General features: G+C 60.4%; 11 protein-coding genes and 2 pseudogenes. 1 reads left to right on the forward strand and 12 read right to left on the reverse strand.

Annotated features, from left to right (window positions below; genetic code table 11):
* The 10 genes and pseudogenes from ABJK70_RS08195 to ABJK70_RS08240 all read right to left on the reverse strand — a co-directional run.
* Positions 1 to 322: pseudogene (locus ABJK70_RS08195) on the reverse strand (IS982 family transposase); the annotation flags it as partial.
* A 122-nt stretch (positions 323 to 444) separates the two neighbouring features.
* Entirely contained in the window at positions 445 to 2,145 is a 1,701-nt protein-coding gene (locus tag ABJK70_RS08200) for a c-type cytochrome (protein WP_347257743.1), read from the reverse strand.
* The gene (locus ABJK70_RS08205; protein ID WP_086132895.1) at positions 2,145 to 2,756 is read right to left on the reverse strand and encodes an SCO family protein; all 612 of its coding nucleotides are present in this window, start codon (positions 2,754 to 2,756) and stop codon (positions 2,145 to 2,147) included. The genes ABJK70_RS08200 and ABJK70_RS08205 overlap by 1 nt, the downstream gene beginning before the upstream one ends.
* 13 nt (positions 2,757 to 2,769) lie before the next feature.
* Positions 2,770 to 5,001 (reverse strand): Ig-like domain-containing protein, encoded by a 2,232-nt coding sequence (locus ABJK70_RS08210; protein WP_077732151.1) that lies wholly within the window; start codon positions 4,999 to 5,001, stop codon positions 2,770 to 2,772.
* Positions 5,002 to 5,006: 5 nt separating this feature from the next.
* On the reverse strand, positions 5,007 to 5,510 hold the full coding sequence (locus tag ABJK70_RS08215; RefSeq protein WP_139840968.1) for a hypothetical protein: 504 nt from the start codon (positions 5,508 to 5,510) through the stop codon (positions 5,007 to 5,009).
* Between the two features lie 24 nt (positions 5,511 to 5,534).
* Positions 5,535 to 7,418 (reverse strand): Ig-like domain-containing protein, encoded by a 1,884-nt coding sequence (locus tag ABJK70_RS08220; RefSeq protein WP_347257744.1) that lies wholly within the window; start codon positions 7,416 to 7,418, stop codon positions 5,535 to 5,537.
* A gap of 16 nt (positions 7,419 to 7,434) precedes the next feature.
* Complete coding sequence (locus tag ABJK70_RS08225) at positions 7,435 to 8,748, reverse strand: multicopper oxidase domain-containing protein (RefSeq protein WP_086132898.1); 1,314 nt, start codon at positions 8,746 to 8,748, stop codon at positions 7,435 to 7,437.
* Between the two features lie 16 nt (positions 8,749 to 8,764).
* Positions 8,765 to 9,988 (reverse strand): multicopper oxidase domain-containing protein, encoded by a 1,224-nt coding sequence (locus tag ABJK70_RS08230; RefSeq protein WP_168183691.1) that lies wholly within the window; start codon positions 9,986 to 9,988, stop codon positions 8,765 to 8,767.
* A 66-nt stretch (positions 9,989 to 10,054) separates the two neighbouring features.
* Entirely contained in the window at positions 10,055 to 15,052 is a 4,998-nt protein-coding gene (locus tag ABJK70_RS08235) for a hypothetical protein (protein ID WP_347257745.1), read from the reverse strand.
* 367 nt (positions 15,053 to 15,419) lie between these two features.
* Positions 15,420 to 15,806: a response regulator gene (locus ABJK70_RS08240; protein WP_168183692.1), complete on the reverse strand. Its 387-nt coding sequence runs from the start codon at positions 15,804 to 15,806 to the stop codon at positions 15,420 to 15,422.
* A 201-nt stretch (positions 15,807 to 16,007) separates the two neighbouring features.
* Between ABJK70_RS08240 and ABJK70_RS08245 the strand changes: the two genes are divergently transcribed.
* Positions 16,008 to 16,667, forward strand: coding sequence for a response regulator transcription factor (locus ABJK70_RS08245; protein WP_086132902.1), 660 nt, complete (start codon positions 16,008 to 16,010; stop codon positions 16,665 to 16,667).
* Between the two features lie 67 nt (positions 16,668 to 16,734).
* Here ABJK70_RS08245 and ABJK70_RS08250 read toward each other — a convergent pair whose 3' ends face one another.
* Both ABJK70_RS08250 and ABJK70_RS08255 read right to left on the reverse strand, forming a co-directional pair.
* The gene (locus ABJK70_RS08250; protein ID WP_347257746.1) at positions 16,735 to 17,952 is read right to left on the reverse strand and encodes a PAS domain-containing sensor histidine kinase; all 1,218 of its coding nucleotides are present in this window, start codon (positions 17,950 to 17,952) and stop codon (positions 16,735 to 16,737) included.
* Between the two features lie 321 nt (positions 17,953 to 18,273).
* Positions 18,274 to 18,394 (reverse strand): annotated as a pseudogene (locus ABJK70_RS08255) (transposase); the annotation flags it as partial.

The following is an 18,394-nucleotide window of genomic DNA, read 5'->3' on the forward strand; positions in this document are numbered from 1 at the left end:
GGGTGGCGGGCGCGCCAGCTGGACTCCAGCGTTCCAACAGCGCGGGAAACACGTCGGCGAGCCGATTCAGGCGCTGGACGAAGCCGCCGTAGCTGGGCAGATGCGGAAACCAGTCGCGCCAATAGCGGTCGGCATGAGTGTAGAGAGTTTTGATTTCGCGCTGCTTCTGCAGGATGCCAAACAGATAGAGGGTGATGACCTCTTCATCCGTAAAGCGCAGATCGGCATACGGTGCGAAGCGTTGGATATGGATCCAGAGCTCGCGGCGATAGAGATCACACACCGTCAGATACACCGTAATAAGTTGAGTTTGCCAGTCCATGGTCGTGTCTCCAAGGGGTGTTGCAGAACCCTCCTCAAGAGACACCAATGGGCTGGCATCTTCTCTCCGTTAGCTCTTAATTCGCGTTTAAGTGAGCCTGCGTTCGACTACAGAACCTCGGATCAAGGAACGATCCAGCGGCTGACGGGTACCAGTGTCTCGTTCCTTTCCACATCAGGCTCGACCAGATAAGCGCCGTTCGATGCGAAGCGCCGGCCGGTGCCGAGGCTCAAATGCGGGTAAACCGACGTGGCTATGGTCGTATCCACTTCATGTTCGATCTTTTCCACGAAATAGTCACGTGAAAAATGATCGACCATATGCATCAACGCGGCTCCCGCCTTGGTCACGGCAAAATAAGTGTTCGCCTGAACGCGTTCGTCGATGAGCTCGAGCTTCCTACGCTTCAGCCACGCCTTGAGTCGCAACAACCGCCGATCAAGCGCCTCCGGTAATTCGAACGGATAAACGAAGCGAATTTTGGTTCTCGAATCGGCCGCAAGGAAGGAGGACGCTTTGTTCGACAGGGTTGAAGAAAGATAGATCCGGTCGGGGGCCAGTACAGACGCGGCCAGGCTCTCCAGGCCTCTCAAATCCGAATCTCGGAGCCAGAGGACGAGCAGAGCAGGGTGCTCGCGTTTCAGAAAAGTGCGCCAAAAATCCGCGGTCGGTTTGGCGGCTGGGTCGAGACCGACATCCCGGACCCTAGCGTTTCCGTTAGCTTTCATCGCCTTCCGAAAGGCGTCGGCGGGGATTCTGCCGGTTTTGTCGTTGCGGAAAATCTGGACGATAGGACCGGGCAGGGATCTCTCGGATGCTTCGCTGAGATGCCTGGCCAGTACGTCCGCCTCGAGGGTCACGCCGCGAGAAAAGTAGAAAGCGTAATAGCCGTTTTCGGAGAAGACGGGAAAGTCCACGTTCGGGAACAGGCAGGGAACTTCGTGCCGCTCGCAAAAATCATGGACCGGCTGCCAAGCCCCCGCCCCGATCCCGCTGAGCAGCGCAAAGACCGGCTGTGTGCGGTAATAGGCCTCGAGTTGAGCGCGCCAGGTTTCCGGACGCCCCGTCAACGTCCACAGGTGTAGCCGCCACTTTCGGTAGGCCTTGTATTCACGCTCCATATCCCATGGGGCACGCTCGGCCCGCTGGGTCTCGCGTCGTGTTTCGGCATTCTTGTTCCGAAAGAAAGCCTCCAAGACATCTAGCATTGCCTTTTGTTTCGCCGGCTCCGCATCCTCGGTCGCTACCGTCGCAAAATGAATCGTTTGATCGTTGACTCCGGGAGATGGGGCCGTCGACAGCGTTTTCAAATAAGCGATCAGAGCGTCGGACTCGGTCCGGGTCAACGTATAACGCGGCATGGGCGGGTTGAGTCGGCGTCCCGTCATGTCGATGCCGGTTCGGAGGGCTGTGGCGAGCGTTTCGTCCGTGTACGCGGGGCGGCTCAGTGCGCTTTGAGACCCGGAGCCATGCATCTTCGGGTGAGGGGGGTACGCAGGGTTATAAAGCGAAGGTCCGGTGATCGGCCGCGCGACGGCTTGTCCCTCGCCGGAGCCGAACCCGCTGCGTCCATGGCAATTGACGCACGCGGCGCGGCTCCCCGTCAGCGTCACATCGTCCTGAACCAAGGCATGCAGGGGACGCCCGGAAGGAAGAACTCCTTCGCGATAGATTCGCTTGCCCCATTCGACCATCCCCAAGTTTATCCCAATGGTCTGCGTTGGTGTGGCAGCCGCAGATGCGACACATGAATGGACCGCAAGAAGCGTCAGCAAGCTTCCTTTCATGGCGTCGATCAGGCGGCGTTGCCGTAGCGTGAACATCACTTGGCCGCGACGTTGTCCGGAGCGAGGGTCAAGAAGTGATGGAGCAGGGTGTCGGCGCTCACCAACCCTTCGAAACGGAGCCATCGCGGGTCGTGGGGAAAACGCATGAACGTCAACGCAGGGTGATAGGTTTTGCCGCCCCGGTAGGCGTCGAAAGCCTTCTGAACGGCGAGAACGCTGGCCGCATCGCCGGTAAGAAAACGCCAATCCGGACCCGCGCCGAACTCTTGGGCATACTGCCTAAGCGCTTCCGGCGTACCGTGCTCCGGATCGATGGAGATCGAAATCAGGCGGAATTTTGCTCGCTGGCGGGTCAGCTGCGCCTGAAGCTTGGACAGGCGCGCCGTGGATATCGGGCAGACCGTCGTGCAGCTGGTGAAGACGAAATCGAGGACGACCGGCCTATCGATATCGAGCTGGGAAGATAAGGAAACGCGCCGGCCGCCCTGATCGACCAGCGTGATTTCCGGAATCACGTACGATAAGCCGGTCTGAAAGGAAATGGAAGCAGCCCTATCGTAAGAGCCCGCATCGCAGGGAGCAAACGCCGTCCCCGCCGTGAGAAGGAGGCAAACCGAAACGAGGCGGCGACAATCTGTTCCGTTCATGTCCTTTGCCTCCTCACCGGGTGACGTTCACCGTAACGGTAGCCGCATTGGATTCGGCGCCCCGGTTGTCGTTGACCGTGTACCTGAAAACCTCCGTGCCCGTGAAGCGCAGCCTCGGCCTGTAGGTGATCGTGCCATCGCCATTGGCGACGGCAGACCCGCCTTTATCGGGTTTCGCGGAGATCGTTACCGTCGCGGGATCGAGGCTGCCGTCCGGATCGGAATCGTTGGCCAGTACGGCAATGAGCTTGCCGGTGTTTCTGCGCGTGGTTGCCGAGTCGTTCGCCGCCACCGGGGGTTTATTGGCGGCCACGGTGATGGATACCGTCGCCGGCGTGCTCGACGATGTGCCGTCATTGGCTCGATAGGTAAAGCCGTCGGTGCCGGTGAAGCCGACGGCCGGCGTATAACTGAAGCTGCCATTGGCATTCAGGTTCAGGCTTCCATGGGCAACGCCGCCGGCCAGAACAGCGTTGAGCGAGTCGCCGTCGGGGTCGCTATCGTTGCCGAGCACGCCGGGCGCGGCGATCGAGAGGGTCCCGCCCTCGACCGTGCTGTAGGCATCGTTTGACGCGACGGGCGGATCATTAACGTCGGCCACGTTGATCGTAAAGGTCTGAGTCGTGGATAGCCCGCCGAAATCGGCGACCTTCACGGTCACGTTGTTGGCGCCCACTTGATCGGCGTTCGGAATCCAGGAGATAAGCCCCGTCCCGCCATCGATGCTCATGCCCGTCGGCGCGCTGTCGAGCGAAAAAATCAACGTGTCGCCATCGGGGTCGCTGGCCGTTACGGTATAGGTGTATCGTTGCCCTTGGGTGGCCGTCGTCACCGGGGTCGAGGTAATTGCAGGCGCGTGGCCGCCGCCGGGCGGATGATCGAGCAGGTAATCATGCGCGGCCTTGGCATCAATCAGCCCGTAGCCGTAGCTGTTGTCGGCGCCGGACTCGCCCAGGTCTTGGGCGGATTGCCGCAGGGTCGATTCCAGGACCGCTATGCCCGTATTCGGAAACGCTTCGAGCAGCAAGGCCATCGTGCCCGCGGCATGAGCAGCGGCGTAGGACGTGCCGGAGACGGTGGCGTAAATAGGCAGCCCGCCGAACGACAAATCGCTGGTGTTGACGTCGACACCGGGAGCGCTCAATTGAGGATAGATGCCGCCATCGCAGGCCGAAGCCCCACGGCTGCTGAAATTCGCCACGACCGATGTGTCGTCCACCGCACCGCTCGAAAAGGCTTCGGGATTATTGGCCGGACTCACGCTGCTCGAAGAGATCGGACCTTCGTTCCCGGCCGAGAACACGAGGCCGATACCCGCCTCCCTGAAGACCTGGATGTCGTTCGCGAATTCGAGGACACACCGGTCCGTGGTGCCTTGCAAGCCCCACGAGGCAGCGACGACGTCGGGCGCGTCGGACGTATCCGGGTTGCCGTCCGGATCGAGCAGCCACTGAAAGCTCAGGTGGATATCGCTGAATTGCGCCTGTCCGGCATCGTCGAACAGTTTGGCCGCGATCCATTCGGCCCCTGGAGCGACGCCTATGGCCGTGCCGCCGGCGCTCCCTCCGACCATGATGCCCATGGTCTGGGTGCCGTGTCCGTGGCCATCGTAGGGGGTGGCGTGCTCGCCGTGCGGGTCGTACCAACTGTTCGCGCCGCCCCGCCAGCGACTGCCGAGGTCTGGATGATTCGCATCCACTCCGGTATCCATGTTGGCGACCACGATCCCACGTCCGGTGTGCTGCATCGCCCATAGTTCCGGAACATGGATGACGTTTAGGTTCCATTCGGGAGCGGCCTGAGTGCCGGCGCTTGCCGTCGGCGCTTCCAGCGTCTGGTCGAGACTCATGCGCTCGACCTCCGGCCGCCTGGCCACTTCTAGAACCGCTCTCCCTTTGGCGGCAAACGACATCCCGTTGATCAACCAAAGCTGCCGGACGCGCTGAGCCCCCTGGCTTTGCAAAAAGGCTTTCAGCGATTTCTGGCTTTGATTCGCCTTGGCCTTGAGCGCTTTGGTGATTTTACTTCTGCGGAGCCGTTTGTCCTTGTCCTTGAAGTCGCCTAACTCGACTCGGTCGGACAGTGTAACGATCACGGCGATGGACTCATTCGGCTTTGCCGTTCGCAAGACCGCATCGAGCCGGGGATCGATGGCGCCGGCGTGCGTGACCGGGCCGGCAAAGGTCGCGAGCAGTAGAATCGAGACGGTGCGATTGACTGGTCTGCGGAGATTTGAAACACGCATCGCGATCACTCCACGACCAGATTTTCTGCTCTGAAGTCACCAATCACCACCGTGACTTTATCGCCGGCTTCGATTTGTCTGCCGGGATTCGCGAACAAGGCGAAGTAGGTTCGGTTCTCCAGGGGAGCTGCGCTGGTCTGGCGCAGAAAGCCGACGGTCGGCGCGGTGGGCACCAAAAGCCGGCTGCCGGTCTTCTGATCCACCACGTAGGGGTTAAGCGTCCGGTCAGCCATCGGAGCGGCCTTTCCGGCATCGATGATACGGTAGCGGAAATCGAGCATATTGCCCGCCGCCGAAAGTCTGATGCCCAAGAGCCGGATGCCCCACCGTTTCTCCAGCTCAGTCGGAATCTCTGCAACCGGTTTGAGCCCCCGACCGGCGACCCCCGGCGCGGAATCGCCCGGCCATCGGGCAGCGATGACGGCGGCACAACTCATGACGACCAGCATTCCCGAAGCGAGATAGCCGATCCGATAGCGACGCACAGAAACACGCCCCTGTGTTCTCATGACACTCCTCCCATGAATCATTTCCTACCGCGTGACATTCACCCGAACCGTCGCGACGTTGGACGTTGTGTCCAGGTTGTCCCTGACCGTGTAGGTAAACGCGTCGCTACCCCTGAAATTGAGTCTCGGCGTGTAGGTCACCGTGCCATTGGCGTTGGGTGTTGCCGTGCCGCGCCGGTTGGGCTGGGTCACGATGGTGACCGTGCTCGGGTTGATACTGCCGTCCGGGTCGGTATCGTTGGCGATGACATTGATAAGCACCGTCGTATTCGTTCTGGTGGTCGCCGTATCGTCGCGCGCCAACGGCGCCTGATTGGGATTGACCGTGATCGAGACGGTCGCCGGGGCGCTCGTGCTGTTGGCGGCCCCGCTGCTGTCCCGCGCCTGATAAGCGAACGTCGCCGTACCCGTGAAAGCGGCGGTCGGGGTGTAGGTAAAACCGCCGTTCGTGTTGCCGGTGACCGTGCCGTTCGACGCCGTGCCGAAATTCACCGCCGTGAGCGTATCGCCCGCATCCGGATCGCTGTCGTTAGCCAGCACCCCGGGGGCCGCGATATTCAGCGTTCCACCCTGAATCATGCTGTACGCGTCGTTCCGCGCCAGCGGCGGATCGTTCACGGGGGTCACGCTGATGCTCACCATCGCTACATTGCTGCTTATGCTCCCGCTGATGGCTTTATAGCTGAAGCTGTCGATGCCCGAGGTATCGGCGGTCGGCGTATAGGTGAACGAGCCGTCGGCCGAGAGGCTCAAAGTGCCCTTGCTGGTGGTGCTCACCAGCGCGGCGGCGAGCGGCGATGGCCCGGTATCGTTGCCCAGTACGCCCGGGGCGGCGATCGAAAGAGGCGTATCCTCATTCGTCGTATAGGGGCCGTCGTTAGCGGCAACCGGCGCGCCCGGCGCAGCCGCGCCCACCGTCAGGTAAGCCAGCATGCCGCCGCCGGGCTGCATGCCGTTGGTCAGATTCAGCCTGCGGTCGTAGATCGCATATTGGCCGTCCTGGCCCGGGGTCGGAGTAAGCATGGCGTCCAGCGTCTTGGCGGCGGGCAGCATCGCCGAGTACTGAGTCTTGACATAAGGGTAAGGATGGCCGTCCTCGGCCACCAGTTGCATGTCGAGTCCCTGGAGTACGGGAACATGCGTCTGCAAGCCGGCGTTCAGGAATCGGATCAGAGTCCTTTCTCCCGCTGCCCCGGCTGAAAACGGCGGCGGGCTGTTCGCGTCGTACGGCTCGCCATTGATCAGGAAGTATTTTGGCTTGTAATCGATCGTGCTGGGATAGGCGGGACCGCCATAGGTGCCGCCGGCAACGGCGGCATGCAGCGCCGGGTCGATTTCGCTGTAGAGCAGCATGATTTCGTTGTCGTAGTCGACGTTGGGATAAGCCCGTCCGCCCGCATCGTCTTTTTTCAGCCCCCCGTACAGCCCCATCTGCACCTGCACCTGTGGGTGGGTGCCGCTGTGATAGAGATAAGTCCCCGGCCTGAGATTGGTCCAGCGATAGGTCTTGGTTTCGCCGGCCGAAGTCTGGTCCGTGAACGAACGGACGCGCGGCCTGCCGTTGGCGTCGTTGACCTTGACCGGCGCCATGCTCGCGATTTGCCCCGGTATGACGATCGAGACCGGCTCGGGCAATCCATCGTTCTTTAAGTGAACGGTGAGGGTGCCATCGCCCGGCGGGACCGTCAGCGTCGGTCCCGGCACGGTCGCGGGGTTGCCCGAATCGAATGTTTCGTTGTCGAGCGCGAATCCCCACATGGGTATCGTCGCACCATCCGGCATCATCACGTCGACCGTGTCCGCTCGCAGCCAGTATTCCGCGCCGAACGCCGAACTCCAGGCGATCGCCAGCACCGATAACGGCGGGAGACGCATACCGGATACCAGTTTCCATTTTTTGCTGCTCATGATTTCGTTCCCTCGATCAAGGAATCGGCACGCCGGGTGGCTCGATGATCACCATGGTCATCATCCCCCCCGGGAATATGTCGTCATTGGTAAGCTCCCGCTCGGTATGGGAGTGCCACATGTGGAAATAGCCGGCATTGAGGTTCTTGCCGCCCGCACCGGGAGGCAATATTCCGAACTGTCCCAGATATGGGCTGCCGCTCCAGAATTCGCCAATCGTCACGGCGAGTTGGGGATCCGGCAACGCGACCGGAAGCGGCTTGCCGTGGTCGGGCGCGTATTCGTTCGGCTGCAGGGGATCGCCCGGCTGGTGCCCGTAAATGTCCCAGCCGAGCCCTTTTCCGGTCCATTCGAAGATCGCGTCGTAGGTTTCCCCGGGCGCCGTCGTAATGGTGTAGTCCGAAACCGCGAGATCGGGCCCCGTCCCGGACGCGCTTTCCAGCAGCCTGCCGTCGCGGGCGATCAACCATGAGTTGTTGCCGTGATGATGGAACGGATGGAGGTCGCGGCCGCCATTGATGATGCGAAGCAAGAGTTTTTCGCCGGGATGCATCCTGGGCAAGCAGTTATAAGGCTGCGTCGGTAGCCAGGGCGTTTCGTTGCCCGCTTTCAGCATCGTGTCGGGATTATTGCGTCCGTTAATGAACCAATGCACCGGGTGGTAAGCCGCGGTGTCGATCTCGGACCGACGGCCGGCCTCGACCAGCCTGTGAATGGTCGGATCCATCTCGCTCAGCAGGAACAGGTATTCCTGATCGAAAGCGCTGTCCGGGTGTCCGTAGGCCTGGTTGTTCGAATTGGGCCGAACGATGAGCGCGCCCATCAGCCCCATCTCGACCTCCAGGTCCATCCTGGTGCCGGCGTGATAGAGATAGGTTCCGGGGCGGGATGCGGTGAAGGTGTAGGTCACGACCGCTTCGTTTTCCGGTGTGGCCGGGTTGTCCGCGATATCGGCCTCACGGGTCAACAATCCCTCCTTTCCGCCGCCGGCCGTGACGCCCTCCTGTCCCGGAAACACGATGGACACCGGCAGGGGCGCGTCGGCGCCATGCGGCGGCAGCGCGTTGTGCAGCGTCACGGTGACGACGTCGCCCTGGTTAACGATCAGAGTCGGTCCCGGATATTGCATGGTCCCGTTCCCGTTGGCGTAGCCCCAGGCGAGGATGGTATTGCCGTCGGCGGTGCTGATGTAGTCTTCCTTGGCGGTGAGGTCGAAGGTCGGCCCGGTAATGCCGTCGATCTGGGCGATCGCCGGATGCCCGAAGATGCCGAGCAATAGCGCCACGGAGGCCACGGAGAGTCGTTCGAGTATGCAAGCTGACTGGTTCATGGTCCTGCTCCTGCTCCTAATTGATCACGATCTCGGTCATCATCCCGCCGTAATCCTCGGTGTTGTTGCTCAAATAATTGAGATTGGTGGTGTAGAGGAAGTAGGTTCCGGGTGCGATTCCGCGAGTATCGATCAGAACGTCAACGGCCTCGCCCCCGCCCAAGGTGATGGAGCTGGTATCGTAGTAGAGCGTCTTGCCGGTCGGACCGCGCAGGATGTGGGCGCCGGTTCCCACCACGGTCATCGGGAGCCCCAGCGCCGCCACGGTGTAGAAATTGGTGACATTGAGATTGGAGATGCGCAGCAGGATGCGTTGTCCGGCGCTCGCCGTGACCAGCGAGGAAACCTTCTGCGACTGATTCCCGTTGTTGGCGCTTTCCCCGGTTTCCGGATCGATGGGCGTCGGCAACTGGGCAGGGTTGACGGTGTCCGGATAGCCGCGCCCGTTGATCATGGGATAGGTGTCCTTCATGTTTGCGAAAGGCAGCGGCTGTATTTTCAGGTGGAGATCGTGGAAGACGGGGTCGAATGAACCGAGTTGCAGCGGAAATTCCACGTCGTACCCGGTCGAGCCGTCGCCGTCGTTGTAGACGAATTTGGTGTAAGTCTTTCCGTCGTAGGTCTTGGAAGTGCCGTCCTGGCTCGGGTGCACGTATAGATTGCCGAGCATCCCCATCTGCATGTGTTCCGCCGCCTCGACGTGACAGTGATAGATGAAGGTGCCGGGTTCCACGATGTTGTAGTAGTAGGTGAGCGATTCGCCCTGGTTGACGGCGATCGAGCCTTCGGGAACGCCGTCGAACACGGACGCGGCATTGGGAAACCCGTGGAAATGGACGGAATGGGGATCGAACAGGTCGGGGCGTATCGCCAGGGCAACGTTGGTGAGCGTGAGGTAAAACTCGTCGCCTTCCCTTAGCGAGATGGTCGGTGCCGGAAAATTTGCCGCCAGCAGCCCGGTATCGATCACTTGGTCGGACGGGACGCCGGTCACGTCGCTGAAGCCGAAAATGTATTGCAGTTTCTCGATGTCGTCGCCCATCCGGATGAAGCCGTCACCGGCCGCGAGATGTTTGCATACGGCGCGAGGATGATTGGGATCGGGATTGTCTATGACCGCGTCGCCGTTGATGTCGCCCGGACACTGGACGTACACGCCCGCGTGGGATGTATGCGTTAGGGCACAGGCGATCGAGGCTGCCAGCAGCCTCACGGGCATGCGAAGATCGGACGTATCCATGATTGCCTCCTCCATGGGGTCTGGGTGTGCCGCCGGGCGTCCGCCCGGCGGGATTGGCGAGCTGAATCAGGGCAGGTGATAGTCCCCGAAGGGTTCGCCCGTGGCCGGATTGAACAGGGTCAGCGGACCGAAGTGCACATCGATGAAGTTGCCGCCTTCGTCGAAGGCCGGTGCCGTGGCCAAGGCCGTCGTGACTTCCGGTTGCTGGATCGTCTGTCCGGGCGAACTGTTGAAGTACGAGGCCAGGAAGCCCGGATTGTTGGTGTTATTGGGAGTGAGGAGACCTCCGGGATAGCTGCATCCCTCCGGCCCGCTGAGCGAGGTCAGCGTGCTGGCCCGCGGATTCAGACAGGCCGTGCTGGCCGTTCCGAGGACCGCCAGATCGTGGAATACCGCCCCGGTGACGCCATCCGCCTCCACCGCCGGTCTCAGGCCGAAGCTGGCCGGGTCGGTGCTATTGTCGATCTCCCAGAAGAACGATCGGTTCCGCCACACGATATTGTTCAGGAGATCCGGATTGGAGAAGACACCGTACTGATTCCTGGTCAGAGCACCGAACGCGGCCGCTAGCGCGGTGCTGTGGGCACGCGAGACGATTCCGGCCGGTTGCGCGTTGGACCGGTTCGGACTGCCCGGACTGAAGGCCTCGCCGGCCGTCGCGGTGCTGTCGTTGTGGGCGATCGTGTTGTGGAAAATTTCGATCCGGGCAGTATCCTGCATCGAAATTCCGCCGCCCGCCAGTCCGGCGATGTTGTCCACGATCCGATTATTTCGGATTTGTATTTGGTACCATCTGCCGGCGTTATTTCTTGCCGCCAGAACATCCGCGCCATTGACGAAAAGGGTCCGGATGCCGCCGCCGTCGCCCGCGCCGGCCATATTGCCCTGGATCAGGTTTTCGTCCACGGTCACGTTACCCGCGCCGGCGCTCAGTTCGCCCGCGGCCAGGGCGGGCAGCCCGCCGATGAAGATGCCGCCGCCGGAAGCGTTCTGTCCCTGATTGAAGGTTTGGTTGAAAACGATGGTGTTCCGGGCGATCAACCCATTATCCACCAGCCTCGAACTGCTGAGTCCCAAATGCGCGATGCCGCCGCCGTCTCCGGTGGAGAAGTTGCCGCACACGAAGTTGTCGGTCACCTCATAGTTTCGCGATCCCGTGGCGACGGTGATTCCACCCGCGCCAAGACCGCCGCTGGCGCCGTTTTCGACCACCTGGTTGTGGTGGATGCGGACGTCATAGTTCTCGTTGTCGGTATAGGTGGTGCCGTTGATTAATTGCGGGTTCCCGATGCGGATTCCGCCGCCGTAGATGCCGTTATTGCCGATGATGCGGTTGTTGCTGATCTCCAGATAGCGGGCATAGCCGTTGACGAATATTCCGCCGCTGTGGTCCGCACCGGTGATGGTGAAGCCGTCGATGCGCGCCCTTTGAGCCGCGGGGCCCGAGGCAAATTCGCCGACGTTGGCCACCACGGTAATGCCCGCGCCTTCCTCGGTGTTGAACAGTATCGGCTCGTTGTCCTGGGGATCCGGCGGACCGGCTTCCTGTCCCGGCAGCAGACTGAACTGGTTCGTGTCGAGAAGCTCGGCGAGCTTGTTTCTCCAGTTTTGCAATTTCTCGGACGGGAACTTGGCCGCGTTGATGATGGTTGACCCGGCTCCCCAGCCCTGGAGGCGAACCTTCTTGTGCATGATCGGCAGTTCGTCGTATTCGCCGGGAGCGACCGTGATCAGCGCGCCGTTCGGGGCCGTGTCGATCGCCGCCTGGATGGACTGTCCGGCGTTCACGACGATCGGGGCCGCCCCGCCGACGGTGACGGTGACGCCGGTCACGGAGAATGCGCCGCCGTTGGCGCGGGTAACGACCAATTCCCCGGTTGTCGTACCTTGCGGGACCCGTACGACGATCTGATCGTCGGTCCAACTGCAAGCCGGCGTACAGTTCGTGAAGGACAGGATCGTGTTGCCGATCCGTACGGAGCCCTGTGCATCGCCGAAACCGTAGTCGCGCACGATGGTTTTCGCGTTGGTGCCGTCATAGGCCGGATTCGGCACTTCGACCAAGCCCATCGAGCGGATGATCAGATACCGTCGGTTATTCCCCGTGTTGCTGATTGGCGTGGGTACGTAAGGGCCGACGTTGGCGGTGCCGGTCACCGAATAGATCATGGGCGTGTGAATGGGCTGCTCGCAATCGAGCGGAAACTTGTCCTGCGAAGCGAACGCGGCGATGGGTAGCACCGGGGTATCCAGATAAGTGGTCTTGCCCGGCATGTACTGGAAGGTGTAGCAGAACTGGCTGTACCTCGGGTTGTAGTAGGGGTCCAATGTGTGTCCGCCGGGATTGTTCGGATCCGGCATGGTTGGCGAGTTCATGCACGCCGTCAGCATGTTCGGCGCCACCCCCGAGGGTATGGGCGGATTGATGGTGAACGTGGAGGGCACCAGGGCGTTGAACCGGCCCCACTGGTCCGCGTGCACGCGGTTGATCTCGCGGCCGGTCCAGTCGCGAATCGAGACCGGAAGGTAGGGTGGGGCATATTTCTCGCCGAACGTTGGCGCGTTCGGGTCGAACTCGTTCGACAGATCATCCAGTATCATGCCGACCATATGCCCCGCAATCGGTACTTCGGTGAACATGAAAAAATCCGCCGCCGCATTCTGGCCCTGAGCGACGCGAACCTGCTTGCGATCACATAGAGGCCGTGTCTGCCCGGCGTAGGCTCCGGGCACGCCCGGAAACAGACTCAGCTCGGCCGGTACCAGGTGCGGGTCGCCGACGCACACCGGCGGCAGAAGCAAGGGGCTGGGCGTGTATTCGTCGCCGAAGTCGACGTTCTTGTCCTCTTCCTTCTGATGCTCGTAGCCGGGCGGAGTGACCGCCGCGACGATATAGGTGCCGGCCGCCAGCTCGGGTTTTCCGGCAGGACCGCCGAAGGCATAGCCGCCATCGAACAGGGCGGGCCGCACCTGGTTGAAGTTGCGGAGACCGTCGTAGCAGTCGGTCGGCTGGCCTGTGGACGAGAGGAAAATATCGCCCTGGCAGCCGGCAGGCAGGTTGTCGTCCCAGCTGTCGGTGGTGGTGAAATCGACCGCGTCGCCCAAATCGAAAGTCCCGTTGGAATTACGGTCGATGTCTTCAGGCCCTTTGGCCGCGTTGCCTTCACTCCAGCCGAACGGATAGTTGTCTACGTCGGCCAGCACGAAGGTTCCGGGCGCGCCGAGGGCGGAACAGTCGGGCTTATCGATGACGCCGTCGTCGTTGCAGTCCCGGTAGAGATTGACCTGCACCCTCGGAATGCCCGGCTCCCAGTTCTCGGCCGCGGCATAACGCGGATCATCCTCGGCACGAGTGGTCGGATAATGGACAATGCCGCTCACGCCGCCGTTTTCTCCGATCGGATAGACTTGTTTGCCCCAGTCGATCACGCTGGTCTGGCCGAGAAAGCCTTGTATGCCTTCCAGCAGCACCGGTCCGGCTTCGGTGCGCGAGAGATTGTGGCCGGTGTTCGGATTCACGAGTTCGTTGCCTACTGTGCACCCGGTTTCAAAGGCGTCGGCGGCGGTGCAGAACTGCGGTTGAGGATTGAGCTTGCCCCGCGCTTCGGTACTGGCCGGTATCGCTCCTCCGGCGTCGACCGTGACGGTGGCGCCGGTCGCCTTGAAGCGGGCGAAATCCACTTCCGCGACTAGCCAGTTGAAGAAGGGAAAGATTTCCTCGAAGCCGTACGAACCGTCCGCTTTTGTGGGGAAGGACTGGTAAATGCTGCCGTCGCGGAAGCGGAGGTTAACGGCCTGGTCCGGCATGCCGACTTCGCCGTCGTCGCGATAACCGTTGCCGTTGGCGTCGTAGAACACACTGCCTTCCAGTCGGGAAAACCAGTCGAACACCGGCACTTCCACGAGGTCGCAGCTTCCGTCCGGGGTATTGCAGCTACCGTCGCCGTTCACCGTGACGCCGTGCGAAGCGAAGATGATATCCAGAGCCTCGTCCCAGACCACCAACTGATAATTGCCGGGCGGGACATTGGGAATGGAGAAGCTGCTGTCGGCATTGCAGGGTTGAGCGAAGATGGCTTGGCCTTCGCCGACGGCGAGGTCGTTCAGGCCCACCCAGCAGTTGGGAAAGGGGTGTCCGTTGTAGAACGGGAATTCCGGCGGACGCGAGGTGTGCAGGTTGACCACCCGACCGCTAATGGTGCTGCCGCCGGTGAGCACCGTCGTATCGTTGATCTTGTTGACGAAGCCGATGAAGACATGGTGCCCAGGCGGCCCGAATTCAGTGAAGAAGGGCGGTTCATTCGCCTTGACCCAGGCATCGATCCCTTTTGTGCCCTCGATCGTGCTTGTCTGGTGCCAGTCGGAACCGGTCGGCGGTATGGCAAAGAGGGTGTACTTGGCGGGCACCAGATTCTTGATGAGGGCCACACCGTTGGCATCGGTCTGGATGACGCCGAGCGGGTTTCCGAACGCATCCTGGGTGACCTCGCCTCCGGACTGGCCATAGGTTCCGCCTGCTTCGTAGACCTTGATCGTGAAGCCGGCCAGTCCCTGTTCTTCGGGCAGGTCGGGGGCGTTGTTGATGGGGCGGTTATCGTTGAAGACGAACACCGAAATCTGCGCGGTGGGTATCGGCGACCGATTGACGTAAACGGTTACCGCGGACTGGCCCGGCGCTATCGGAGCGCCCCCTATGGTGTAACCGGGATTGGTGGCAGCGGAATCCGGGAGTACGGAAACGAAGTAGCGCTTGCTAGGGTTCAGAGGAATGTTCGACGCATTGTCCTGGTTGCCTTTGGCCACCAGCGGCATATAACTGGTATGGAAGCCGAGCGCGAGGCTCGTTCCCGGCTCGGCGGGCACGCCCGGTTGAGAAACCTTGGTGGCGTCCTCCTCGATCAGCCAGCGGAAACTGCCTACCGGACTTCCATCGGAACCGACCACGGTGATGTCGACCGCCTGGACATCGAGATGAACGGAAAGCCCGAGCACCAAAGCAAGAAAAAGCACACAGCGCTTTGCGCTTTTGATCGACGCGTCACGACACGAAACTCGAGCGTTCATAATCCTCCTCCTTGTGAGCGCGATGTCTTTTTTTGGGGGCGAGCGCCAGCGCGACGACCCTTCGCTCGGCGTCCTTACCTGGCGTTGGAACTAGCGTACTGAAAGGAGGATGAGTAAGAACTACAGCGGATACTGTATTCGGTAGCTCGTCGATACTGTAGTCTGAATGAGCAGATAGGGTAGAGGCCGGTGCGGGAGATGCGCCAAGAGCCGAATGACAGGCGACTGCGAGGGCTAGGAACCCGAGATTCTCGTAATCCGGAAGTCAGCGGCCGGTCGTACCGGTTCGCAACGCTGAATCGTTCGATGGGGCGAGTCGCAAATCGTTCTTTGTTTGACCGGACTCGGGGCAGCTACGAGTCAGGGACTAGATCGGCGGCGAAGAACTCGAGCCCGGAAGATAAGACTCGACCAGCCTTGAAACCTCCGCGGCGCTTGCCGCATCCTTGGCCAGGAAATAATCCGCGCCGCACGCCGAGGCGGCTTCACGATACTCGACCGCGTCGTAGCTGGTCAGAATGACGATGGCGGGAGAATAAATTGTCTTTATCTTGCGGGTCAGTACGAGACCGTTTTCGCCGGGCAGCTTGATATCCATGAAAATAAGATCGGGCCGCGCGAGATCGATCGTTCTCATCGCCGATGCGCCATTTTCGGCTTCCGCGATAGCGAAGTGCGCGAACTGGTCGCACAAGAAGGCTTTAAGAGAGCGCCGAAAAGAGGCGTTGTCATCGACAATCAATATTTTGCGCACGGTCGCTGGGTTCCTTGATAAAAGCGGAAAGCATTCATTCCCTTGCGTGACGAAGAGGCATCCGGCCGAATCATCGAACACGCCGCTTACCCGGTTATTTGACCGTACACGCTCGTATTGTTTCAGGCACTAAGGATTTTTGCTTATTTGGTTCGCGCGCCCAGCCGTAGAAGATCAGCAAAAACAAAGTAGCATCGCGCCATGGAAGAAAAAAAACGAATCTGTATCGCCGAGGACCACACGATTTTGCGGGAAGGTTTACGGGTACTGTTGTCGCAAGATCCTGAGTTCGAAGTCGTCTGCGAGGTCCATGATGGCCTGGAACTCATTCGCCGCTGCCGCGACGGCATAGCGGATCTAATCTTGCTCGATCTTTCCATGCCCAGGCTGGGCGGCTTGGAAGCGATCCTGGAAATCAAGAAACGTGTATCGCAGCAGCTGAAAATCCTGGTACTCACTGTGCACGACGTCGAAGAATACATCCTCGCAGCCCTGAGATCCGGGGCAGACGGCTATGTTTTGAAGGATGCCACCCATGCGGAATTACGTATCGCGATTCGCAGCGTGTTAATGGGGAAAATTTATTTAAGTCCGAGTATTTCCGGAAAAATCATAAAAGCCTATCTGCAAATCAAAAGTACGGAAGAACCTCGGTCAACCTGGGGCAGCCTGACCCATCGGGAGCGAGAGCTCCTGAAATTGATCGGTGAAGGCCACAAGAACAAAGAAATCGCGCAATATCTGCATCTCAGCGTGAAAACCGTGGAAACCCACCGCGCGAACTTGATGAAGAAGCTGGATCTCCACAGTGCTGCGGCGCTGACCGCCTATGCGATAGAGAAAGGGCTGGTTCTGCGATAGACAACGACATGCGGGTTGCGCGGGGCGGCTTTCCAATCTGCGCCGCCATGCGGCGGTCACGAGTCTTCTACTCGGCCCAGACCGCGCGAACGATCGTGCCGATGCCGGGCGCGGAATCGATGTAGAAGGCCCCCCCGGAACCCTCGCACCGTTGGCGCATGCTAGCGAGGCCCAGGCCGCGTTGCCGTAATTCTCGTTCCACGGTCTCGCTGACGTCGAATCCCCAGCCGTTGTCGGTGACGATCAACTCGACTGCGGTGTCGATTTTTCTCAGGCGAAGGACGATCCGATCGGCTTTGGCGTGTTTCGCAACGTTGTTCAGTGCTTCCTGAATGATCCGATAGATCGCGGTTTTTAATCCGCCGGGCACATCGCTTTCCTGCAGTTCTATTTGTTTTTCGACCGTGATGCAGGCATAGATGTTCTGAAAAGTGCGGCAGTGCCAGCTCAAGGTCGCAAGAAGCCCCAGATCGTCCAGAATCGCCGGCCTCAAGTCCATCGAGATGCGCCTCACCTCGGAAATGGCCTCCTGGATGACAGGGATAACGGCTCGCAGGGACCTCTGGCCGGATGCGATCTGATTGTCTTCGAGCAGCGCGTTGACGTTGTCCAAACTGAACTTGATGGCGCTGAGGTACTGTCCCACGGTGTCGTGAAGCTCCGAGGCGATCCGCTTGCGCTCTTGCTCCTGAGCGCCGAGAAGCTTTGCGGACAAGAGTCTAAGCTCATGTTTCGACTGCCAAACGACGTCTTTCAGCCGTTTTTTCGGGGTAAGGTCGATGACGTTCCCCAGGATGGCGGGAGATCCGCGATGTGCGATCAAGATCTCGCTCCGTCTGATCCAGATCACCTTGCCATTTTTCCTGATGCCTCTCGCCTCATGCACCGGTGGTATGGCGGCCGGTTTCTGCTGGTACACAACGGCCGCTTTCTGCGAACGCCGATGATCTAACTGAAAAAGTTTCCCGGGTGACATACCGATCAGTTGATCTTTCGGATAGCCGAGGATTTTGGCCAACTTTTCGTTCGCATAGACGACTTCTCCATCCTGAACGATGTAGATGCCGACGAGCAAACAATCGTCGAAGGCATGCTTAACCGCCGCATGCGGCGACGTTTCCGTCGTCTTGCGGGTGTTGGTTATATTCCGTGGATAGTCTTTGGCGCCGAAAATTTGCCGATAGGGGTAGGGGAGGGAGCCGCCAGCGTGCTGAACCAAAAGCCCTTGATGCACGGTCTCGACCATTCGGCGAAACCATTCGACGGCCTTTTTCCTTTCGATCATCCCTGCTCTCCGCTCGAATTCATAAGATATTCTGACAATCAGCGGATTCGGCATTCCGCCAATAGCGCAGTTCCATTAACTCCGGACGACATCCTCTCCGGATCGTTCCAACTGGTGTTCTAGGCGGAATATAAACGAAACTTGGACAATCCGGCTACTCGCATCGGCCGGTCCGATGCCGTTTCCGCCGCGCCCTCCATAGTACCCTTTGCTGTTCCTTATGCTAGAACGCCTCTTCCCATGGCTTGGATAGGACCATGGCCGAATGAATGATCCCGACCATCGAATAGGTTTGCGGGAAATTGCCCCACATTTCGCCGGCCAGCGGGTCAGGGCATAGCGGATCGCCTCGGCTAGCGCCGACTTTTTCGAGACCTGTGTCAGCGTGGTGTGCAGCCAGGTCTGAAGCGCCGCGAGGAGCGGACCCGCGCGGGCTTGCCGC

The sequence above is a fragment of the Methylocaldum sp. genome, assembly GCF_039794385.1.
GTDB lineage: Bacteria > Pseudomonadota > Gammaproteobacteria > Methylococcales > Methylococcaceae > Methylocaldum.